General features: G+C 35.8%; 15 protein-coding genes and 3 pseudogenes. 3 read left to right on the forward strand and 15 right to left on the reverse strand.

Annotated features, from left to right (window positions below):
* Positions 1–16: 16 nt before the first annotated feature.
* The 6 genes from ACUN26_RS14240 to fdhF all read right to left on the reverse strand — a co-directional run bounded on the left by ACUN26_RS14240 (position 17) and on the right by fdhF (position 6,735).
* Positions 17–796, reverse strand: a complete 780-nt coding sequence (locus ACUN26_RS14240) for a formate/nitrite transporter family protein (protein ID WP_000863999.1) — start codon at positions 794–796, stop codon at positions 17–19.
* Between the two features lie 191 nt (positions 797–987).
* Positions 988–2,004, reverse strand: coding sequence for a GTP 3',8-cyclase MoaA (gene moaA, locus ACUN26_RS14245; RefSeq protein ID WP_000836454.1), 1,017 nt, complete (start codon positions 2,002–2,004; stop codon positions 988–990).
* A 20-nt stretch (positions 2,005–2,024) separates the two neighbouring features.
* A complete protein-coding gene (gene fdhD / locus ACUN26_RS14250; RefSeq protein WP_000802702.1) occupies positions 2,025–2,822 on the reverse strand; it encodes a formate dehydrogenase accessory sulfurtransferase FdhD in 798 nt (265 codons plus the stop codon).
* Positions 2,823–2,838: 16 nt separating this feature from the next.
* On the reverse strand, positions 2,839–3,183 hold the full coding sequence (locus tag ACUN26_RS14255; protein ID WP_000163331.1) for a DUF2294 domain-containing protein: 345 nt from the start codon (positions 3,181–3,183) through the stop codon (positions 2,839–2,841).
* A gap of 115 nt (positions 3,184–3,298) precedes the next feature.
* Complete coding sequence (locus ACUN26_RS14260; RefSeq protein WP_000729912.1) at positions 3,299–3,781, reverse strand: DUF1641 domain-containing protein; 483 nt, start codon at positions 3,779–3,781, stop codon at positions 3,299–3,301.
* Between the two features lie 14 nt (positions 3,782–3,795).
* Positions 3,796–6,735, reverse strand: coding sequence for a formate dehydrogenase subunit alpha (fdhF, locus tag ACUN26_RS14265; RefSeq protein ID WP_000999385.1), 2,940 nt, complete (start codon positions 6,733–6,735; stop codon positions 3,796–3,798).
* Positions 6,736–7,095: 360 nt separating this feature from the next.
* On the opposite strand from fdhF, the pseudogene ACUN26_RS14270 reads away from it, so the two are divergent.
* Together ACUN26_RS14270 and ACUN26_RS14275 are read left to right on the forward strand one after the other, a co-directional pair.
* A pseudogene (locus ACUN26_RS14270) lies at positions 7,096–8,274 on the forward strand (spore germination protein); the annotation flags it as partial.
* A pseudogene (locus tag ACUN26_RS14275) lies at positions 8,270–8,767 on the forward strand (Ger(x)C family spore germination C-terminal domain-containing protein); the annotation flags it as partial. The pseudogenes ACUN26_RS14270 and ACUN26_RS14275, both read left to right, overlap by 5 nt.
* Before the next feature lie 79 nt (positions 8,768–8,846).
* Here ACUN26_RS14275 and ACUN26_RS14280 read toward each other — a convergent pair.
* The 6 genes and pseudogenes from ACUN26_RS14280 to ACUN26_RS14305 form a co-directional block, all read right to left on the reverse strand.
* Positions 8,847–10,229: an APC family permease gene (locus ACUN26_RS14280; RefSeq protein ID WP_000054729.1), complete on the reverse strand. Its 1,383-nt coding sequence runs from the start codon at positions 10,227–10,229 to the stop codon at positions 8,847–8,849.
* A gap of 497 nt (positions 10,230–10,726) precedes the next feature.
* The gene (locus ACUN26_RS14285; protein WP_001116187.1) at positions 10,727–10,867 is read right to left on the reverse strand and encodes a hypothetical protein; all 141 of its coding nucleotides are present in this window, start codon (positions 10,865–10,867) and stop codon (positions 10,727–10,729) included.
* Positions 10,868–10,924: 57 nt separating this feature from the next.
* Positions 10,925–14,287 (reverse strand): tubulin-like doman-containing protein, encoded by a 3,363-nt coding sequence (locus ACUN26_RS14290; RefSeq protein ID WP_000175115.1) that lies wholly within the window; start codon positions 14,285–14,287, stop codon positions 10,925–10,927.
* Positions 14,288–14,363: 76 nt separating this feature from the next.
* Complete coding sequence (locus tag ACUN26_RS14295) at positions 14,364–16,463, reverse strand: vWA domain-containing protein (protein ID WP_000702105.1); 2,100 nt, start codon at positions 16,461–16,463, stop codon at positions 14,364–14,366.
* Between the two features lie 257 nt (positions 16,464–16,720).
* Positions 16,721–17,053: pseudogene (locus ACUN26_RS14300) on the reverse strand (VOC family protein).
* A gap of 160 nt (positions 17,054–17,213) precedes the next feature.
* Positions 17,214–17,549 carry a hypothetical protein gene (locus ACUN26_RS14305; RefSeq protein ID WP_000842915.1) on the reverse strand — a complete coding sequence of 112 codons (336 nt, stop codon included), beginning with the start codon at positions 17,547–17,549 and terminating at the stop codon, positions 17,214–17,216.
* A 136-nt stretch (positions 17,550–17,685) separates the two neighbouring features.
* Here ACUN26_RS14305 and ACUN26_RS14310 point away from each other — a divergent pair, with 136 nt between their 5' ends.
* Positions 17,686–18,078 carry a hypothetical protein gene (locus tag ACUN26_RS14310; protein ID WP_000555013.1) on the forward strand — a complete coding sequence of 131 codons (393 nt, stop codon included), beginning with the start codon at positions 17,686–17,688 and terminating at the stop codon, positions 18,076–18,078.
* A 40-nt stretch (positions 18,079–18,118) separates the two neighbouring features.
* On the opposite strand, the gene ACUN26_RS14315 is transcribed toward ACUN26_RS14310, so the two are convergent.
* The 3 genes from ACUN26_RS14315 to ACUN26_RS14325 form a co-directional block, all read right to left on the reverse strand.
* Positions 18,119–18,838, reverse strand: a complete 720-nt coding sequence (locus ACUN26_RS14315; RefSeq protein ID WP_000440863.1) for a class I SAM-dependent methyltransferase — start codon at positions 18,836–18,838, stop codon at positions 18,119–18,121.
* An 82-nt stretch (positions 18,839–18,920) separates the two neighbouring features.
* The gene (locus tag ACUN26_RS14320) at positions 18,921–20,615 is read right to left on the reverse strand and encodes a peptide ABC transporter substrate-binding protein (RefSeq protein WP_000823458.1); all 1,695 of its coding nucleotides are present in this window, start codon (positions 20,613–20,615) and stop codon (positions 18,921–18,923) included.
* Positions 20,616–21,059: 444 nt separating this feature from the next.
* Positions 21,060–22,775, reverse strand: a complete 1,716-nt coding sequence (locus tag ACUN26_RS14325) for a peptide ABC transporter substrate-binding protein (protein ID WP_000823482.1) — start codon at positions 22,773–22,775, stop codon at positions 21,060–21,062.
* Positions 22,776–23,029 lie beyond the last annotated feature (254 nt).

Below are 23,029 nucleotides of genomic sequence, written 5' to 3' on the forward strand. Positions count from 1 at the left end.
CTTCCTTTCAAGAAATCTATTTCACATTAGAGTCTTGTTTTTGATAACAAGCAAAGTAAGCAAACCCTACAAATCCAGCTCCTCCAATGACATTTCCGATAAAAACAGGAACAAAGTTTTTAGCGAGGTCCAGCCACGTCAGATGACCTGCAAAAATAACCGCTGATATGACAAACATATTTGCTACTACTTGTTGAAATCCAATCACTACAAATGCCATAATTGGAATCCAAATCCCAATTATCTTTCCGACAAAATCACTCGTCCCGTAAGCGAGCCAAAGCGCAAGACAAACGAGCCAATTACAACCAATCGCCAAAATTAAAGTTCTCCCAAACGATTCGTGTAACTTTCCTTCCGCTATCGCTAACGTTTTATTTAAATAATCTCCCTCTGTTAATCCGCCAAGATGTCCAAAGCAATACGCAACGAAAATTGCACCAACAAAGTTCATTACAGTAATCCAAGCCCAATTATTCAGTACACTTATCAATGTAATTTTCTTTGCATAAAGCGCCATAGACAGTGACATCATATTTCCTGTAATCAATTCTCCTCCTGCTAACACTACGAGCATAAGCCCAATAGGAAACACTGCTCCTCCTAAAACATTCACTAAACTTCCCCAATGCTCCGGCAAATTACCTAATACTCGAATGTTAAGTAAAAACCCTAATGATATAAATGCTCCTCCTAAAAAACCGAGAATAAGCATTGCTGGCAGCGTCTGGCTTACTTTTTGAACACCGGCCTCGATTACGAGTTCAGCAATTTGTTCCGGTTTATGAAATGCCATTACCAATTCCTCCATTTTCTCCAAATAAAAAAGCAGCTTCAAAAAACCTCCTGAAAATAAAGGTTTTTGAATGCTGCTTAATGTCTCTGCACATCTTTTACAGAGAGATCAATCATCACTTTTACTATGAAATAGAAAGTCCACATCTCTTGCACACTTTCCATTTTCCACTATTATGTCAGCCTTATATATTAACCACCGATATGTGACATTTCAATTTTAGGCATTGTTTTCTTATTAGTATGACTTAAGCGTTCGTCTGAATATCGATCTTCTCGATTATTCCAAATGTCGTGAATTACAGCTGTAATTTCCTCATCCGTATCCCCCGATCGAAGCAATGCTCTCAAATCATTTCCTTTAGAAGCAAATAAACAAGTATACAATTTTCCTTCTGCAGAAATGCGAGCTCTCGTACATGATGAGCAGAAAGAATCAGTTACAGATGAAATGATACCTATTTCCTCATCACTGCCTATATAACGGTACCTAGTAGCTACTTCACCTGGATAATTTGCTTCTATCCGTTCTAACGGCATAACTTCACGAATTGTATTTACTATTTCTTGTTTGGAAATAACTTCACCTAACTCCCAACCGTTATAATTTCCAACGTCCATATACTCAATAAAACGAAGAATATGCTTATTTTCCTTAAAGTATTGCGCCATCTGCAAGATGTCCTGTTCGTTTTTCCCCTTTTGAACGACCATGTTTATTTTAATTTTCATACCAACTTCAGCCGCAGCCTGTATACCCTCAAGAACCCTTTGCACTTTGCTTCTATTACCATTTAAATAGAAAAAGCGCTCTTCTTCTAAGGAATCCAGACTAACTGTCACACGTGATAACCCCGCTTTATATAAATCAGGTGCAAACTTTTTAAGTAACGATCCATTTGTTGTTAAACCGATATCCTCCACACCATCTATTTTATTAAGCCGCTCAATAAGCTCTGGAAGCCCTCTTCGAAGTAACGGCTCTCCGCCTGTAATCCGTAACTTTCTCACACCTAAAGAAACGAAAATACGTGTTATCCTTTCAATCTCATCAAAAGATAAAATTTTATCATTAGACAAAAACGAATAATCAGGACCAAATATTTCTTCTGGCATACAATATCGACAGCGAAAATTACAGCGATCAGTAACTGAAATACGTAAATCCTTTAACGGACGATGCAATTTGTCTAATGTAATTGATTTCATCTTCCTTGCCTCACTTTTACTTATTTTATATTTAAAACACGTTCTGGATGCGTATATATATTTAAAGACTGATTACGAATAAACCCTATCGTAGTAATCCCTAACTCTTCCGCTAACTGCAAAGCTAATTCAGTTGGCGCTGATTTTGACAGTATAATTTCACAGCCGATTTTTGCAACTTTCAATAATATTTCTGAAGAAATACGACCACTAAAAACAATGATTTTATCTTTTATAGAAATATTATTTTTTAAACAATAACCGTAAATTTTATCTAGCGCATTATGCCTACCAATATCCATTCGGCCTAAAATAATACCATTTACATCACATAAAGCTGCGTTATGCACTCCGCCAGTATGTCGAAATGTATCCGCAGATTGCTGCATTTCATTCATTAAACGAAAACAATCTTCGACAGCAACCTTTACATGGACACCATTCATTTTCTTTACGCTTAGTGCATCATTTGCAAAAACAAACCCTTGCCTACTCATACCACAGCACGAAGTAATATAACGTTTATTTTGCATTTGTTCGTAATACGGGTTTATTTTTGTTGTCGTCACATGTACAAATCCTTCTTTCTCCTGTACCCATATGTGATCAATATCTTCATACTTCCGAATAATTCCTTCAGATGCTAAGAAGCCTATTACCATATCTTCTATATATTCTGGAGTACTAACCATTGTAACAAACTCCTGTCCGTTCATTTTAATTGTGACTGGAAACTCTGTTACAATGCTGTCCTCTATATGCTTAAACACCCCTTGTTCATAACGGAAAACTTCTCTTTCTACCTGTATCGGTTTCACGATCAGCATCCTTCTCTCACGTTATATTTTTATCAAAAACAAATACCGAAACAGCAATATCTTCTTCTACTTTCATATCTGAAAATAAGTTCACTAATTTCGCTCCAACAAGTTCCTCCAAATGTTCACGAGAATTCGCAGCGTAAACTTCTTGAATCATTTTCGTTCTAGCCATATGAACCATTTCCGCGCCATCCATCGTACTTGAAATGAATTTCTCAGTAGGTGTTAAGTTCCCATACAGTGTTGCAATCGCCATATTTTCAGCAAATACAGTATGAATTCGTTCTGGTCCTTTTCCGAATAGTTCCTTTCGGAGTTTTCGTATCATATCATTAAATTCATGTACCTTTTTCGTCATAAAATCATACCTCCTAAAAGCCTCATTTTACTTTATTATATATTTTACCAAAATGATCTTTTCGCCCAAACTATTTCGTACAAATATTTGGACGAAAAGGTTAACTTCATGAAGTTTATTCGTCTTTTAATCCTTTACCCATACCTTTTAGGAAATGAAGACCAAACCCGATAGCACGGTTAATATTTGGATCTTTTAATACTTTCATAAGATCGAATATCCCCACTTTTTTATTACTTTCTAGATGCTCATTACCTTCTTCCAGTCCTACTAATAAACTACCTATAAGTTTTTTCGTAAGTTCTGGGTCAAGTTCTGTTAAAGCACCTGCAGCACCCATCATATTATTAATTAAATTTGTAACAGGTTTACGAGTTACTTGACCGAGAACGATCTTTGCGATTGGTTCTTTCGCTTTCAGCATAGAATTTGCTGCTTCTAGCATGCCAATATCATTTAATTCCCCGACAATATGAAACATTTGATTTAAAGCTTCTTCATTATTAGCTAGAAGCTCCTTTAAATCCTCTAACTTTTGCTGTTTTATTTCTTCCTCAGTTAATTCATGTTTTTGAATCGTTTTAATAGGTGCAGCCATATTTTTTCTCCTCCCTACTTATCCGTTAAATGTACATACCCTGGACGTGCCCACTTACGATCTACCTCAATACCAGCTTGAGGATGACGTTTTTTATTACGCGGGTTCGCTTTTGGCATCGGATTTTCGCCATTAACTTCTAACACTTCCATGCGCACTTTCGTCTGTTTATAAGCAGGTGTATTCGTACGTACGTCAACAGCAGGGCCTGTTAAGAAATTAATTGCCGATTCATTATCTGTAGAGTTCATCGGTACATATAACTCATTCGCTTTTACACGATCCGTTACAAGTGCCCGTAATTTTAGTGCTCCAAAAGGAGAAACAAGGCGCACTAATGAACCTGTTTTCACGCCACGTTCTTTTGCAAGTTCTGGAGAAACTTCAACAAAAACGCCAGGTACTTTCGTTTGAATACCTGTTGATTTATTTGTCATATTTCCTTCATGGAAATGTTCTAACATACGACCGTTGTTAATGTGAAGGTCGAACTCCGCTGGGAATTCAGCTGGACGTACCCAGTCAGCAATCGCAAAACGCGCTTTTTTATCTGGGAAATTAAATCCATCTTGGAAAAGTAGCGGTGTATTCGTTCCATCAAAACTTCCCCAATGGAAACTATTCCATCCTTCAAGTACTTCATAGTTTGCTTGTGAGAATAGCGGTGATAAGCTTGCCATTTCAGCAAAAATTTCACTTGGGTGACTATAATTCCAGTTTGCACCTAATTTATTCGCAATCTCCTGCACGATCCACCAGTCTGGCTTCGCATCACCAAGCGTAGGAAGAACTTGATACAATCTTTGCACACGTCTCTCTGTATTTGTGAAAGTACCTTCTTTCTCAAGAGATGGTGCTGCCGGTAATACAACATCTGCGTATTGAGCAGTTTTAGAAAGGAAAACATCTTGTACAACGAAGAAATCAAGGCTTGATAACACTTCATGTACATGATTTGCATTCGAGTCTACAAGAGCCATATCCTCTCCGACAAGATACATAGCTTTCATCTTTCCTTCTTCAATTGCGTGAAGCATTTCAATATTATTAAGACCTGGTTCACTATCAATTTCCACTCCGTAAGCCATTTCAAATTTCGTACGTTCCATATCGTTCGTAACGTGCTGATATCCAGGAAGCCATCCTGGTAAAGTTCCCATATCACAAGCACCTTGTACGTTATTATGACCTCGAAGTGGGTAGGCACCTGCACCTGAACGACGATAATTCCCTGTTGCAAGAAGTAAGTTTGAAATTGCAGCGGAAGTATCAGAACCACCTGTATTTTGCGTTACCCCCATACCCCAAAGGATACATGTACCATCTGCATCACGAATCATTTCAGCCATTTGGATAAGTGTTTCTGTTGAAATACCTGTTACTTCTTCTGCATATTCAAGTGTATATTCTTTTAAGCTCTCTTTAAAATCTTCAAAGAAGTTTACATTTTCATTAATAAACTCCTGATCATGCCAACCTTGATCAATCATATATTTCGCAACAGCCATTAACCATACTTGGTCTGTTCCTTGTTTTGGACTAATAAAGACATCTGATCGCTCTGCCATTTCTGTTTTACGAAGATCCGCTACAATTAACTTTTGTCCGTGTAATTTATGTGCCCGTTTAATACGTGTAGCTAAAACAGGATGACCTTCTGTCGGATTACATCCTACAATAATAACAAGACCAGATTGCGCAATATCTTTAATCGTTCCTGCATCACCGCCCATACCAATTGTACGGAATAAACCATCCGTTGCTGGTGATTGGCAATAACGTGAGCAATTATCAATATTATTCGTTCCAAATACTTGCCGAGCTAATTTTTGAATGGCATAATTGTCTTCATTCGTAATTTTAGAGGAAGAGATAAATCCGATAGAACCTTTGCCGTACTCTTCTTTAATAGCGCCTAATTTATTTGCAACTACATTCAGTGCTTCTTCCCATGTAGATTCAACAAACGTTCCATTTTTACGAATTAATGGTTTCGTAATTCGTTCTTTAGAATTTACGAAGTCCCAACCAAATTTCCCTTTTACACAAGTTGAAATTGCGTTAACTGGCGCATCTGAAGATGGTTGTACTTTAAGGATTTTACGCCCTTTCGTCCACACTTCAAATGAACAACCGACACCGCAAAATGTACATACTGTTTTCGTTTTCTTCGTACGAGTCTCACGCATGGCCGCTTCCACTTCTGATACCGCAAAAATACCGCTATATCCAGGCTCAACTTCTTTAATTAAATCTACCATCGGTTCAAGAATATCCGGCTTTAATCCCGTCATAAATCCAGCTTCACCAAGCATTGATTTCTCCATTAAAGCATTACAAGGACAAATCGTTACACATTGCCCACAGCTCACGCATGAAGAATCATTGATATCTACACCATTATCCCAAATAACACGAGGACGCTCGGCTTCCCAGTCGATAGATATCGTTTCATTTACTTGTAAGTTTTGGCACACCTCTACACATTGACCACATGCGATACATTGATTAGGGTCGTAGCGATAAAACGGATGAGTCATATCAACTTCACTTACATCTATTTTTGGTTCGTAAGGATATTTTTGATGTTCAATCTCCATTAATTCTGCAGTATTATGCAGTTTACAGTTCCCATTATTGTTGTCACATACCGTACAATATAATAAATGGTTTTCTAATAATCGATCCATCGCCTCTGTTTGTGCTTCTTTCGCACGACCAGAACCGAGTTCAATGTCCATACCTTCCGTCGCCACTGTCGAACAAGATCTCATCAACTTTCCATCAACTTCTACAATACAAGTGTCACACGTTTGAATAGGGTCTACTTCTGGTACATAACAAATTTGCGGATGTTCAATCCCGTTGTCATTAATGATGCCTAATATCGTTGAACCGGGCTCCGCTGTATACTTTTTTCCGTCAATTGTAATATGAGCCATGTTGTCATTCATGGTCTTTCCCCCTTTTTGAGAATAAAAAAACTCCACCACGAAAATATACGCACCACATTTTGGGCACGTTATCATCATGGTGGAGTAGTGTATTAGCACATCTTGCTAAAATACCAATCCATTTATTCATAAATAAAACGATAGATTCATAACAGGTCATATCACGATTCCATCTTTAACACTATTATTATAGCGTTAAAGTTAAAAATATACAATATGTAATTTAAACTACGCATATGTCTGCATGCAACTATCCATAATAACCCATATAAAGTGAAACTTTAATCAGCCTTAACCAATCGGGCTTTTACGGGCAGCCCGTTAATCCGGGATAAAACATAACAAGGAGAAAGTGAACAAATGGGGTCTTTTAACAAATGGATACGCGGTGAAAAATCTTTTTCTGCACAAGAGCAAGCTGATCATACATTACATAAGCCTATTTCTTCTTCTCTTCCACTTAATTTAAAACACTTGTCCAAGTTATTTAGTGGTATTCCAGAATTAATTACACGTACTTTTCCGTTAAAAAACGGCCAAGAGGTTGCTCTTATATATATGGAAGGACTTGTAGATAAAACTGTTATTAATGTAGATATTCTTCGTCCTCTTTTATTTAAAGAGTGGAATGAGGACGATTTTTGGGAATCTTCCGTTTCTATCGGAAATATAAAAAAGGTTCAGAAGTGGACAGACATTGAACAATCCCTTTTACATGGTAAAAGTATTTTATTTATAGATGGGCAACTATCAGCTTTAGAACTAGATACGCAAGCGGCACCAAAAAGAAGCATTGAAGAACCTACAACAGAGACATCAATAAAAAGCTCACATGAAGGATTTAATGAAGTAGCGAGCGACAGTTTCGCTCTTATTCGCCGATATATCCCAAATCGCGAATTAAAGGTGAAGGAATTCACCGTTGGCGAGCGAGCAAGTTCTAAAGTTTTTTTACTTTACCTAGCAGACATCGCAAACGAAGATGTCATACAAGAAATGACATGCCGCATTGAATCAATAAAAGTGGATGCTATTCTTACTACCGGTGAATTAGAAGGTTTTGTTGAAGATAATTCATACACGCTCTTTCCACAATTATCAATAACCGAACGTCCTGATACGACGGCCCATCACATTTTGAATGGGCGAATCGCTGTTGTTGTAGATCGCTCACCCGGCGTATTAATTGGACCTATGACCTTTTCAGCTTTTTTTCAAACAATAGATGATTACAGCTTCAGGCCAATGATTCCATCTTTTATACGTCTCCTTCGTTTCACAGGGTTATTTATTGCAATTTTTGCTCCTGCTCTTTATATTGCTATGATTTCCTTTCATTATGAAGTGATTCCGCTTAAATTATTGTTAACAATCGGCGAGTCTCGTGCTAAAATTCCTTTTCCACCTATATTAGAAGCACTTTTGATGGAATTAGTACTTGAAATGCTCCGTGAAGCTGCGGTTCGGCTTCCGGGTCCCGTTGGACAAACGATCGGCGTCGTAGGAGGAATTGTAATTGGACAGGCTGCAGTGAAATCGTTATGAAAGCGCACTTCTTCTTCTATTACAAAAGAAGGCTAATACACCAGTTTCTCTTACAATGAAGATCCCTTCTACTCGAGTTGAAAGTAATAGTAATTTAAAAGATACAGAAGGCAACGATTTCGTAACTATAAATGTTCTTAGCATGAATCGTAACATTCGTTCAGGCTATAGCGATAACCGTTTCAAATTTAATATTAAAATGAATTTAAAAATTGCTATATCTGAGATTACATTCAATATGGATTTAGATAAAGATAAAAAGAAATTAACTTCATTTATCGCAAAACAACTAAACAAAGATTTAAACGAATTAATTCACAAAATTCAAAAACAGCAACTGGATCCATTCGGATTTGGTGATTATGCGAGGGCTTTTCAATATAAAGAATGGAAGAAGGTTGAAGACGATTGGCCTAATTCCTTTTCCAAAGCTAGCGCAAAAGTAACACCGACTATCAAAATTTTAGAAAGTGGGATTATTAAATAAAAAACACGCTATCTGTTCTTATAAGTATAAAGAACAGATAGCGTGTTTTCATTTACATGACAAGTATTATTTCAACAGACTATACTCTATTTCCGTTTCTAACATTACTATGTTTTTTTGCGTATATAAAATATATAAAAACACCGATTATAATCCATGCCACAAAACTAATTAAAGTAAGCTTAGAAAGGTTCAAAGCTAAATATATACAACTTACTATTGAAACGATAGGTAAAAAAGGTACTAGGGGAGCACGGAATGGTCTTTTCATATTAGGATGTGTCTTTCTTAGTACAATGACAGCTATAGATACAAAAACAAATGCTGTTATCGTTCCCATATTCACTAAATTAGCCAATAAGTTCAAATCCACTAATCCCGCTAATAAAGCTGCTAGTATACCTGTAACCCATGTATTAAAAAATGGCGTTTGTAAACGTTTATGAACACTGGAAAGTCTGTTTGGTAACAACCCATCTCGACTCATCGAGTAAGATACACGAACAAATGCAAACATAGCTACTAACAGAACTGTCGTTAGCCCCGCTATTGCCCCCACCGATAACAAGCCAGCAATTCTATCTTCTCCTACAGTGCGCAACGCATATGCAACTGGATCAGCAACATTCAATTCCGTAAACGGAACCATTCCAGTCAACACGAATGAAACTCCTACATATAGAACGGTACAAATGAATAAAGAAACAAGTAGCCCAATCGGTACGTTACGCTGTGGACGCTTCACTTCCTCTGCAGCTGTTGCAACTGCATCAAATCCTAAAAAAGCAAAGAATACAGTGGCTGCTCCTCCTACCACACCGTGAAAACCAAACGGTAGAAATGGTTGCCAATTTTCTGGTTTTACATATTGTGTCCCTACAATAATAAATCCTACAATAACAGCCAGTTTAATAATAACCATTATATTATTAATTCGGGCACTTTCTTTTACACCACGACTTAATAAAAATGTTACAACTAAAATAATCAGAACTGCTGGTAAATCAATAATTCCACCCTTCCCCATGCCAGGTGCTGATGCAAAGATTGTAGGGATGTGAATATTAAACCCTAGTAGCAATGACTGAAAATAAGCTGACCATCCTGCTGCCACCGCAGAAGTTGCTAATAAGTACTCCAACATCACACACCAACCAACTATAAATGCAAAAATCTCACCTAATGTCATATATGTATACGAATATACACTTCCTGAAACTGGGACTGCAGATGCAAATTCAGCATAACAGAAAGCTACACATGCACATACAATGGCCGCTAATATAAATGATAATACAATCGCTGGACCAGCATGTTTCGCCGCTACGATACCAGTTAATACAAAAATCCCTGTACCAATAATCGCTCCAATTCCTAAAAGAGTTAAATCAATCGCTCCTAAAGTTTGATTCAATACTTTTTTCTTTTCTTCATCCATTGTTTTCTTTATTAAAAGACTCATTCATTGAAACCTCTTTTTCAAGTTTATCTCTTACTAATTACAATCTTTATTACTGTTCTGTTTAGAAAATAAAATTATACACAATTTACTCCTTTTCTCTTATAGACTTAGCAAACTTAAAAACAGAAAAATCAATCTTTTTAACTCATAGTAAATTTTAAAAATAATTATTGCGAAAATACATCTCTAAGAATGCTGATTGAATTTATCATACAATTAATTATATTGTCAACAATATAATTAATTAAACAAAGACGGTTAATTATGTATCAAATGTTATTTTTAAACATAATTATTTTCTCGAAAACATTGTTTTTTTCTGTTTTCATGTTCATATTCATTTTCCCTCACTGATTTTCATACAATTTTCATTACATAGAATTCAAATGAAATCATCATACCTTCAATCAAAATACTATCTTTAAATAATAATTCATTTGAAGTTATGCAACCTTTTTAAGCGAATAAAAAAGTGCAGATTTTCATCTGCACTTTTTTTATTCTTTCATTTCAGCTTCTGCACTACTATTTTCAAGATTCTCTTTCTGAGCTTCTTCTTCTATCTCAGCTGAAATCATTCCATAATAAAGTTCTGGATACAATCCAAATATTTGATATACACTTCCTAAAAACGGCATCAGAATCCCTCTTTTCTAAAGTTGTATTGCCACTTTTAAGGATTCCCTTTTCATTCATTATACATTCGTTTTTGGCGTTTCTTCTTCATCTTGAACACTTAATAAATTTTGCCACTTTTTATAAGGAGCGCTATTTGGATCCACATACCCTTTCGCATACGAACGATCCCACAATTGTTTAATAAACATTTCTTTCTCTTTCTTCGCAACCATATCTGCACCTGTACCGTAATAGTTTTGGAAGTATAGTTCGATTTCATCAAGGAATAATCTTAATAATTCATCTGACGTTTCTTCTAACGTCGGATCATACTTCGCCTCACGGTCATACATTAAAATCATATCTAAAAGATTGTGAACATGTTCTTTTCTAAGCCATCTTACATCTTGAGCTCCTAATACGAACGGATGTGTATATAAATGTCCACCTTGAATCATTGCCTTTTCTTGCTCTTCTTCAAATCTGGACAAGATGTTTTCATAAATAAACGGATTATGAAGTAATGCTCTGTGTAATTTATAACTTTCACTTGAAATATTTTTCCCCATCGACTGAATTAAGAAGCTACGTCCAACGCCGTTATATTGATACACAAACTGCCCATCAACAGCAACTAAACTAATCCAGCGATACATATACGCATATAGAAGGGCACGATTACATTTATCGTAGTCTAACTTCGTTTGAGTCGCATTCAAGTCGGGCATAAAGGCTGGTAAGTGCCAATACTTATCTAAATGCGGCGTTAAACTAGATTTTTTACTATTTAATTTGTTCACACGGCGATAATATGATTGGAAGTAGTCACCTTTATCATTCATAAAACCGTTCGCAATGTGTCCTGATGATAATTTAGGAAAATCTTGCAATGATAAACCGTAATGTGCCCGGTAACAGATCACTTCAAATGGTGAAAAAGCTTCATGTACTGTATCTTTTTCTTTAAACATTTCTTGAATTAATTCTTCTTGCAGTTCTTTCTTTAAAGTTGGATGTATACCCCAATATTGTAATTCCCTATGGTGAGAAACTTTCGGCACGAATGGACTAGCTAAATGGAACAGATCTTCAATTTTTTCACGAACGTATTCATCACGATCACGCTTCTTATAATCCGCTTCTTTTCGCAATGCCTCTATAATATTAAGTTCTAATTTATCACGATAACGTACTTGTAATTCATCATAACAATAGCTCAATATATGTTCACGATAAAAATCTTCTACCTTTTTCGATTGAATCTCTTCCGTTTTCGCATCCCGACAATATTCCCCATACAAACTCATATAAATTTCTGCTGATATATCTTTCGGCAATACACCTAAATTTAAATGTTGCTGCATATCTTGCCATATTTTTTCTTGCAACTTCTCTTCCGCTAATACGTATACATTCGTTGGGTTTGTTTTCCCTTCAAACTCCTTACTTCTTTTTTGAATTTCAAACAATAAATTTTCACGTGTTTCATGTAAATTATCAAAAAACCTTTCCCAATATTGAATCATTTTATTAACTGCTTGATATAACGATTGATAAACGAGTTCTAACAGCATTTCTTTTCTGTACTCATTTAATTTGTGTACATATTGCGTTACGATATCTTCAAATTCTTTTTTAAATAAACGTTGTTGATTATTCACCATTTTTCCAAACCAACCTTGTTGCTGAGCGATTTCAACGCGGCGTACAGCAGTTACCGTTCCATCTATATTACCTACATTAAATTTTTTATCATAATTTTGAATTACATTACGCTTCTGTTCATTATTTTCATGTAGTCGATTCATTTTTTCTACTAACTGCTTTCGAATTTCATATAACATAAAACGCGCTGCTACTGGATGAACAGGGTCTGTTTTCTTTAAAAACCATGTATTTAATTGATAGGACTGTCCTTCAGACCCACTTGGTGAAAAACGGTCTGATTCAATCATGTCATATAAAAGTGTCGTTACATGTTCATGTACACGGCTCGGAATCGCATACGCATATAAACGAACCGCATGATCTACTCTCGCTACTTCTCCTTTCATTTGTTCCATCATTTTTAGTTTCGCAGCTGAAATTTTACACTCGTGCTGCAAACGATTTAATTCCTCATCTTTTTGCACTGTGCGCTGTACATAGCTTTCTACAGCTTCTAAAAACAGTTTAGATTTCGCAACTCCGAGCTTACCGCCCTCTGCTCCTTCACGCGTTTCATTGTACATTTGTCTATAGAAAATATGGGCTTGTTCTGGACGGGTAGCAAGATGTTCTAAATCCTCTAAATAACTTTTGCCACGCTCTGGCTTTTCACGCTGCATACCACGTTTTACATCTTGGTCGTACCTTTGCTTCTTTTCTTGAAAGAGTTGATCCAAATGAAGCCACGATTCGTCTAAACCTTGCACAGCCCATTTTAAAGCACAATATTTTAACACATGTTCATATGGATAAATGAGCTTTGCTGTTCCTGCCCCGCAATATCGTCCTTTCCCGCTTGATTCTGCCAATTGCTGAATTTGATTATCTTCCTGTGCAAAATGACTTGTGGACATCGGACTAAATAACTGTAAATAAATCGTATTTGCCATCTGCTCCATATAATCCGATAAATTGTGTAAATGGTGTCCATGTAAGTTTTCGTAATCGTATAAGAAACAATAATTGTACGGTAAATGATGTTGTTTAATCGTATGATTCGTTCTTCCATCCTCATCTACTTGATCCGGACGGTATTCTAATTCAATCGTTACACCACCGCGTTTTGATAATTCTCCAGTTGAACCGAGCGTAATGGCATGCAATTCTTTTAAAGACGCATAACCATTTGCTTGCACCGTTTCAAATTCTTTCGCACTAACCGTTCTCGTCTTCACTAACACATCAGGCATTAAAAATGCACCGCGTATTAAAATGTTATGATGCTGCAGTTTTTTCCGAAGCATTTCACGTAAATATAATGCAATTTGCAGAAACATCCCCGAACCTGTTCCGCCTGCTAGTGATGTTACAATAATAACTCGCACACCATATTCCGTTTGATCACTTGTAACCGGAAAAATCTTCTCAATTTCTTGCCAAAAGGACGTCAATTTATCTTCTTTCATCGCAGCACGTAACGCTAAACGTGAAATGACGCGTAACTGTCCTGCTCCTTCTGTTAATGGTTTATCAAGTATAGTTGGATCCATTGGAAACCACTCTGGAATCGTTGGATCTCCTGCAATATACTCTCTAGGCGTTTTACTTGAACTCGTTTGTGTCTTAAACTTTCGAATATGATCAAATTTACTCAATGTATTCACATCTGTATCAAATACGTGCATCGCTACCTTTTTTCGGCGCTCTTCAGGCAGTTTTTCATATATTTGATGCGTCACAGTACTACCGATTCCACCTAATCCAATTAATATCGTTGGAACTTGTAATGTCATGTGAACCACCTTCCTATTCTTGCTTGTTTAAAAAGAAAGGGAAAGAAAGCTAAGACTCCCCTCTTATCCCTACCTACTATTCACATTCATATTTGTAAATCTCCTTACCATATCCTCTATCAATTAATAAAAGTTCATTTGGATATAGTGTCTTATGCTCCATTCCTACTTCTTCCTCTGTTATAAACATCCCATCAATAATCATTCCTACTACTTGTGACTCTTTCGCTACAAAGACAGATTTCGAACCTTTCTTCGCTATAAACGTAACGGATTGCACAGTTTTTCTTTCTGCTCGAAATGGGATACCAAAATAATGTTTCCACCATTTATTTCGAAGTAATTCTGGTTCAGATTGATATAACCAATCTTTCGCTACTTCTTGATCCCATTCGTAATACAATAGTGCTTTCCGGTGAAATCTTGGACGAACAATCCATCCTAAAACGATTATGCCTACTACTAGCAGCAATAAAGTGATAGGAATGACAAACTTAAAAATAAGCGCATACTTTTCATAAAACGGCGCACTTTGAATATGGAGTGATATTTGCTTCTTTACTTCTTGTAATTTCGCATCTTGTATAACGATGGTAGCTTCGACGGTGCCAGTATCTGTGAAATTGAATGTGTCGGAGTAATAAGGACGAGGATAAACGTAAATTTGATTACCACGTTGTTTTATTTCATAGTTGATTGATTGTTTAGATGTGACACCAGTAGATTTTAATAGTTTCTTTACAGCCCCTTCTGTCATCGGCTTACCATCTAACTTTGGTTGTAAAATAAACGGTTTACTATTCTCTAAATTCGTTACTTTTTCTTCATAATCTTTCGTAACAGTTTGAAGTGATAATTTTGGCTTTTCTGTTGTTTCAATTTTGAATTCTTTCGTCTGTCTGTAAAATCCCTTTATATTCATATGAACTTTTCCACGTACTAACCCTTTACCAATCTTCGTTTCGTAATAAAACACATGCCTCTTATCGTTCCACTTCATCGGATATTGTTTTCCGTCTATTTCTACTTCTGCTTGAAAGTAAGAAGACTGAATTGGTAACTCAGTAGGCTTTGCTTCAATAACAGCAGTAACACCTTCGTACATTTGTTCAACATTTTTTTGACTATTATCATCTTTGTCATAAGTAGAAACCGTATAGTTAAGCGCTGGTTCAACAAGTACTTGCAATCCTTCTTTCTCAATATCCCGATCCACTTCTATCGTATATGTTCCTGGTTTAATGACTTCCTGATTTTCCGTGCTTATATGAACTATATTTCCGAATAATTTCGCTTCTCCGGGTGCATGTATGGAAAAAGAAGACTGTAACTGTAATGGTTTCGAAATTTGTGTGACCTGATAATTAGACAGCGAAGGCGATTGTCGTACAAGTGTCATACGCTTTAATGGGAACGGCGTTGTAATCTCTACTTTCTTTCCTACTACTTTCGTTTTTACAATCGATTCAACGGAGGAGAATGGATCACGATTCGCAACTAATGCTGCCACTTGATTTACACTTTTTACAATACCATCCTCTCCGCTTGACGGCATTGTAACTCCGTTTATCTCTTTCTTCCATATTTCTTTAAACGTATTTAATTGTTCTTTTTCTTGCTGCCCTAAATCCTCTTCCATCGTAATTAAGATAGGATGTAAAGATATCTTTTTTACATCCATTTCTTTCTTAAAGTCTGTTAGTTTCTTTGTAATTTGTTCTTTTCCGCCAACTTTATCTTTTTCTAGATCATTAAATGCCCCGTCAGTTAATACAATAAGCCAAAATTCACGTTTTCCATCTATATCTGCTTCCTTTTTTATAGATTGCATCGCCGTCTCTACTGCGCTAAAAGGAGTATTTAAATACGTTTTCCACGCTCCAATTCCTTCAATTTCTGTTTGCCTTTTATCCTTCGTTAACGAAATGTTTAACGGATTATTCGGCTTGCTCATTGGAACATAAGAAAATGTATCTTTTTCATCTAATAGCGCAACTAAACTTTGCAAAGCGTAATTGGCATATTTCCAGCGATCGTTATTTCTCATGCTGCCCGAATCATCATATACAAGTGAAACGACCCTTTCCTTTGCCTCCTCTCCTTTTGCAAAAGTCCAATAAGGATGTAACCATATAAATAGAAACAACATGAATGTGGCACAAATTCGAATTTTCATGATGAGGCTTCGCCACCTTTGTAGACAAATTCCTATGTTTAAATTTATGAGAGGAAACAAGATATATGACTTGTATTTTAGGACAACTAACCCACCATAACTTTATTATGTAAACATATATATACACTTGGTAATATTCTTTATAGCATTTTCTATCCAATTATATAGGCAAAAAAGCCTGTCTAAGCTTCATACTTAAAACAGACTTTTCCTACTTTTCATATTAAAAACACACAACAAAAAGTTTGATTTTTTAATTAGCACATTACTTCAATTGTAAATCCACCAGGCGCTTCAACATAAAACGTATACGCATGTGCATGTTTAGGAGGTTCAACCAAAAATCCATCTTCCTTCAATCTTTGATTCATTTTATTTATTAGTTCCTCATTTTCTTGCGGAAATCCTACATGAAATGTTTTAGGATACTGAACTTCTTTCCCTTTCATTAAATTTAGTATAAACCCATCCTTATCACGCATAACTGCAAAGCCATTTCCCCTCGTTCCACTTCAAATTAATCCAAAATATTTTTCTAAAAATTCTCTAGTAGCTACTACATCTGTAACCGTTAAATTAAGATGCCTAATTTTCTAATACTTTATCATATAAAGTAAAACTTTGATCAGTGGGGCGTTTACGGACAGTCTGGCTCCCCCTAACTTTTTTGCTCCAGCCAAATTTTTTGGTAGGAGTTTTACTGCCCAAAAATAGCGGAATAAATAAAAAACACGCCTTTCACAGCGTGTTTCATTGCTTCACATATACTTCAACAATTGGATTATCTTTGTTATCTGCATGTAAGCGTATATTCGCTTCACTCGTATTATAAATGCTGGCTAATAGCATAATCGTTAACAAATTAGGAGTCTTAGCATCACTTCCGTATTTTCTTTCAAGCGCTTCTTTATATTCAAACTCTAAATCCCCCTGTATATATGTATACACTTCAAATCCATCTTCTAAATTGCAAACTACTGTATCAATAATATCCGCTCCTACTTTTTTCTTCATTTCATCTCGCAATGCTTCTATAAATTCTTTCCACGGTACTTCGTATGTTTGAAACTGATCTGTAGATTTCATTGCCTTTCCCTCCTTACTATATCCTTTCTTTATATTTCCCCTTTCATATAACAATTATGATAGGTAGGTCATTCGTACAAGCCGCACTTGTCCCCCTTACATATCGTATTACTGTAAGGGGGAAGGAGGACAGAACATGCATAGACAAAGATGTTATGATACGTGCCGACGTTATTTCGGTAAAGTTGTTCGAATTGAAGATCGTGATGGTCGCATTCACTTAGGCAAAATAATCGATGTGACAAATGAATCTGTATGGATCGAACCAATGCAACAGCGCTCATCTTTTGATACAGGATTCGGATACTATGATGCATATACAAACGGTGGTTGTGATCTTTGCGGCGGCATTAGCAGATGTGATAGTTGCGGATTCGGTTGCGGTGGTGGATTCAGTAGCTGTGGATGTGGCGGTCGTGGTTGCGGTAATTGTGGTGGCGGCGGCTGGGGTGGCGGTTGTGGCTGGGGCGTTGAACTTGGATTTGGTTTCATCTTCGGAATTACTTTAGCTGCATTATTTTTCATTTAACATAGTAAAGAGTTGACTACCTTTAGCCAACTCTTTTTCTCTACTTTTCACATATAAATATACGGTGTCCTAAAACATGTTGGTACATACGTCGTACGTTTTCATGTTGTACCCATGCCTCATATAACTCATTCGGAATATATGTTGATACATTCCATTCCGGCTCTTCTATATAGCTAGATATCGTTTCTGCAATTGTACCACCGCCAGCAATTGTAATTCTTTTGAAATTTGCTTTCTGAAATAGTTGTACCCACTCATTCTCAGTTAATAATTCTTTCATGCCATATAATTGGGCAATTTTTTCTTCCTCACTCTTCTCAATATGTGTATTAATAATCATTTCAATGACAACAAGCTTACCATCCTTCTGTAATACACGATAGCACTCTGATATAACCCTTTCTTTATCTGTAAAAGCGAGTATCGATTCCCCAAGCACAAACTCAAATGAATCATTTAAACAAGGTAATCGCTCTGCATCACCTTGAATCAATTGTACATTCAATCTTTCAAACAACCATCTATCTTTCGCTTTTTGAATCATAATTTCATTCTTTTCAATCGCTGTTACTTTATAACCGAATTCTTTTGTCATGTAAGCCGCTGTTTTCCCCGTACCACAACCTATCTCAAGGACATCCGCTCCTTGTCTAAGAGGCAGTTGTGCTAGCAATTGTTTTGTTAACGTAAAACCACCAGGATGAGCACTTCCTATTCCGTAATAAGCTAAGAAATCGATGTAAGTATTTCGTTCCATGGGATTCTCCCTTTTTTATTTTATATATTCAAGGAAGAATGAAAAGTGCATAAAAAAAGGGCGCATCACGCGCCCCCTCAGCTTATTTTTCCTCACCGATATATGCCCATTTGTAGCTGTAATCTCCACCAACTGGGTGGTGAACAATTCCTTTTACTTTCGCTCTTTGAACAATTGCATCACCACGTTGATATAATGGTGCAATTGCTGCATCTTCAAGTAACATTTTCTCAGCTTTCAGTAAGCTATCCCAACGCTCTTTCGTTTTCGTTAATAGCTCACCTTTACCTTTTTCTACAATTTCATCATATTTCTTATTTGAGTAACCAGTTTGGTTATGAGGTCCATCTGTAACGAACATATCAATGAATGTCATTGGATCTAAGTAGTCAGGTCCCCAACCAGCGTAAGATAAATCATAATCTAGATCTGATTCTAATTTTAATTTTTGTTTAAACGGCTGGTTTTTCAAGTTCACTGTTAAGCCTGGTAAGTTTTTCTCAAGCTCTCCTTTTAAGAACTCCCCTACTTTTTTCGCATTATCGCTATCATAGTTTAGCAGCTCAATTGTTACTTGATCTTTTCCAAGCTCTTTTTTCGCTTTGTCCCAATGCTCTTTTGCCTTTTTCACATCCGTTTTTAAAATATCTCCATTTTCTTTACGGAAGTCTTTTCCATCCGGACTCTTAGCAAATTCTTTTGGTACTAAGTAATCTGCAGGTGTAGATCCGTCATTTAAAATAACATTCGTTAAACCTTTTTTATCATACGCCTTTGCAATTGCTAAACGTAAATCTTTGTTCTTTAACACCGTATCTTGACCACCACGTTTTTGATTTAAACGTAAGAAGAACGTTGATGGTGTTTTTTGTGTATAGAAATCTGGATTCGATTTATATTTGTCAACAAATTCAGATACTAATCCTGAACGGTCAATCTGTCCACTTTCATATAAGTTGACACGTGTACCGCTATCTTTTACTACGTTAAAGTTGATTTCTTCTAACTTAACTGTTTTATTATCCCAGTACTGTGCGTTTTTCTTTAATTTCCAACCTTCTTCATGTTTCCAGTCTGTTAATGTAAATGGTCCGTTGTATAATGTTGTATCTGCTTCTAAACCGAATTTTGCACCTTTTTCATTTACGAATTTTTCATTTTGTGGATAGAATGTTCCGAATGAAGTTAATTCAACAAAGTAAGGAACTGCATTTTCTAATTCTACTTCTAACGTATAGTCATCTACAGCTTTTACACCTAACGTATCAAGCGCTGCTTTTCCTTCATTAATTGCTTTTGCATTTTTTACATCGAACATAATGTATGCATATTCCGCTGCTGTATTTTTATCTACAGCACGTTTCCAAGAAAATACGAAATCTTTCGCTGTTACAGGCTCTCCATTTGACCATTTTGCATTTTTATTTAATGTAAATGTATACTTCTTACCATCATCACTCTTTTTATATGATTCAGCAACCCCTGGTGTTGCTTTATTATCTTTATCCAGTCGATATAAACCTTCCATTACGTTGTTTAAAGCAAGAAACGATACTTGGTCTGTCGCTTTAACAGAATCCATAGATGGAATCTCTTGGCTCTCTGTTAAATTCAACACTTGCTTCGCTGCTAATTTTCCGCCTTCTTTTTCACCGCTTTTTGGTGTTGTGCTTGCCTTATCTTTTTCCCCTGATCCAGAGCAAGCTGTTAATGCCATACTCATTACTAAAACTGGTGCTACGACCGCTGTCAATTTTTTCATCTTTTTTCTCTTCATTTTCTTGTACCCTCCCCAATTATATGTACGATATTAACATTTAGAAATTCTCTATTAACTTTCGTTATCAGAAAATTCTTATTAATTAATATTCTACTATTTTTCTGAGTTTTGTAAAGTATTTTTGTAAATTTTCTAAATATTTATTTTTTTGTGATAGTAACTTGTTGTTTTAACTACTTTATGAATTATCCCCCGTCTACTATATGTAAACATCCCTCCCCTTATTCCACTCTATTACTACGTTCTATATTTTTCTTATTAGCATGAGATCTCTTACTATCATTCATCTGTCTTACTACTTACTGAACTCTCTCTAATGTCCTCCGATAGAATCTTCCTAATTCCCTACCCGTTTCTCAATAGGCTAACGAGATATATTTCCCTTATACATACTAAAAAGCATTTCAAAAGCAGCTCAGCCACTTTTGAAATGCTTTCACTTTATTTTTTTCCGCCATCCTCAGTTACATACGCCCACTTAAAGCTATATTCTGGACTGATGTTATGTTTCACGATTCCTTTTACATTCGGTTTCATTACGTACGATCTTCCTGTTTGATATAAAGGAACTAATCCTGCATCTTCTTCAAGGAATAATTTTTCAGCTTTCCCTAACGTTTCCCAGCGTTTTTTCGCATCACTCATTAATTCATTACCTGCTTTTCCTACCATTTCATCGTATTTTGGATTTGAATAACTCATTTGGTTATACGGGCTCTTCGATTCAAACATATCAATAAATGTCATTGGATCCGCATAATCTGGACTCCAACCTGCATAAGAGATTTCATAATCTTGTGCAGTCTCTAATTTTAATTTTTGTTTGAACGGCTGAATTTTCGTATTAATCGTTACACCTTTTAAATTTTTCTCAATTTGATCTTTAACATAATCAGCAATCTTTTTCGCAGTTCCATCATCATAGCTTAGTAATTCAATTGTAACTTGATCTTTTCCAAGTTCTTTTTTCGCTTCTTCCCAAGCTGCTGCACCTTTTTTCGGATCATATTTCAGACCATTTTTAAATGTATCTTGATAATCTTTTCCATCAGGTCCTGTCGCAAGCCCTTTCGGAACCAATTGATCCGTTGCTTTTGATCCATTATTTAAAATTACATTCGCCAATCCTTTTTTATCGACTGATAATGCAATTGCTTCACGAAGCTTTTTGCTCTTTAATGGCGTATCTTGTCCGTTACGTTTTTGATTTAAACGTAAGAAGAATGTACTTGATTCTGCATACTCACCGTACTCATCTTTATTCGATTTATATTTATCTACAAATTCTCCTGATAGTAATGTAAAGTCAATTGATCCTGTATCATATAAATTTACTTTTGTAGCTACTTCTTTTACAACACTATAATTAATTTCTTCTAATTTCACAGTCTTTTTATCCCAGTACTTATCATTTTTCTTCAGCTGCCAACCTTGTTCATGTTTCCATGAAGACATAACAAATGGCCCGTTATATACAGTTGTATCTGCTTCTAAACCGTACTTATCGCCTTTTTCTTTTACGAATTTTTCATTTAATGGATAGTATGATGGGAATGCTAATAAATTTAAGAAATACGGTACCGGTTTTTCTAATTCTACTTCTAGCGTGTAATCATCTACCGCCTTCGCTCCTAATTCAGTTATAGGTTTTTCACCTTTATTAATCGCTTCTGCATTTTTAATATAGTAAGCAATAAATGCATATTCTGCCGCAGTATTCTTATCAAGTAAGCGCTGCCATGCGAAAACGAAATCTTTCGCTGTTACAGGATCTCCATTCGACCATTTTGCATCTTTTCGCAGTTTAAACGTATACTTTTTACCATCTTCACTTTTCGTACTAGATTCTGCCGCAGCAGGAATTGGCTTATTATCTTTATCAAGACGATATAGGCCTTCCATCGTGTTTCCTAAAATTTGTGCCCCTAACGTATCAGTAGATTTAGAAGTATCCATCGTCGGAATTTCTTGATTTTCCGTACGATTCAATACTTGCTTCGCTGCATATTTAATATCAGATGTTTTTTCTTTCCCACTATTAGATGTAGTAGTCGTTTTCTTTTCTCCACCTGAACTAGAGCACGCTGTCAATGCAACACTCATCGCTAAAACTGGTACTACAACTGCTGTTAATTTTTTCATTTTTTTTCTCTTCATTTTTTAACCCTCCCTAATTATATGTACATTACCAACCTTGAGAGACTCCTTGTTAAATATTTTTCAGAAAATTACAACTAATGTTATTCTACTCTTTTTTTCACATTTGTAAATAGTTTTATTTTAAATATTCTGATTTTAAACTTCGTAATTTAGTATGATTTATCCCCCATCTACCATATGTACATACTTTACTCCTTATTCTTCTCTATTTTGCTATACTACAAATTTACATTTTAATTTCCAATATACAA

The organism is Bacillus sp. WC2503, from assembly GCF_052682895.1.

Bases quoted from the DNA above. Each gene is read 5' to 3' on its own strand.
- ACUN26_RS14240 (WP_000863999.1), bottom strand. From the start codon at position 796: ATGGCATTTCATAAACCGGAACAAATTGCTGAACTCGTAATCGAGGCC.
- moaA (WP_000836454.1), bottom strand. From the start codon at position 2,004: ATGAAATCAATTACATTAGACAAATTGCATCGTCCGTTAAAGGATTTA.
- ACUN26_RS14255 (WP_000163331.1), bottom strand. From the start codon at position 3,183: ATGACGAAAAAGGTACATGAATTTAATGATATGATACGAAAACTCCGA.
- ACUN26_RS14260 (WP_000729912.1), bottom strand. From the start codon at position 3,781: ATGGCTGCACCTATTAAAACGATTCAAAAACATGAATTAACTGAGGAA.
- fdhF (WP_000999385.1), bottom strand. From the start codon at position 6,735: ATGAATGACAACATGGCTCATATTACAATTGACGGAAAAAAGTATACA.
- ACUN26_RS14280 (WP_000054729.1), bottom strand. From the start codon at position 10,229: ATGAGTCTTTTAATAAAGAAAACAATGGATGAAGAAAAGAAAAAAGTA.
- ACUN26_RS14285 (WP_001116187.1), bottom strand. From the start codon at position 10,867: ATGCCGTTTTTAGGAAGTGTATATCAAATATTTGGATTGTATCCAGAA.
- ACUN26_RS14290 (WP_000175115.1), bottom strand. From the start codon at position 14,287: ATGACATTACAAGTTCCAACGATATTAATTGGATTAGGTGGAATCGGT.
- ACUN26_RS14295 (WP_000702105.1), bottom strand. From the start codon at position 16,463: ATGAAAATTCGAATTTGTGCCACATTCATGTTGTTTCTATTTATATGG.
- ACUN26_RS14305 (WP_000842915.1), bottom strand. From the start codon at position 17,549: ATGAAATCTACAGATCAGTTTCAAACATACGAAGTACCGTGGAAAGAA.
- ACUN26_RS14310 (WP_000555013.1), top strand. From the start codon at position 17,686: ATGCATAGACAAAGATGTTATGATACGTGCCGACGTTATTTCGGTAAA.
- ACUN26_RS14315 (WP_000440863.1), bottom strand. From the start codon at position 18,838: ATGGAACGAAATACTTACATCGATTTCTTAGCTTATTACGGAATAGGA.
- ACUN26_RS14320 (WP_000823458.1), bottom strand. From the start codon at position 20,615: ATGAAGAGAAAAAAGATGAAAAAATTGACAGCGGTCGTAGCACCAGTT.
- ACUN26_RS14325 (WP_000823482.1), bottom strand. From the start codon at position 22,775: ATGAAGAGAAAAAAAATGAAAAAATTAACAGCAGTTGTAGTACCAGTT.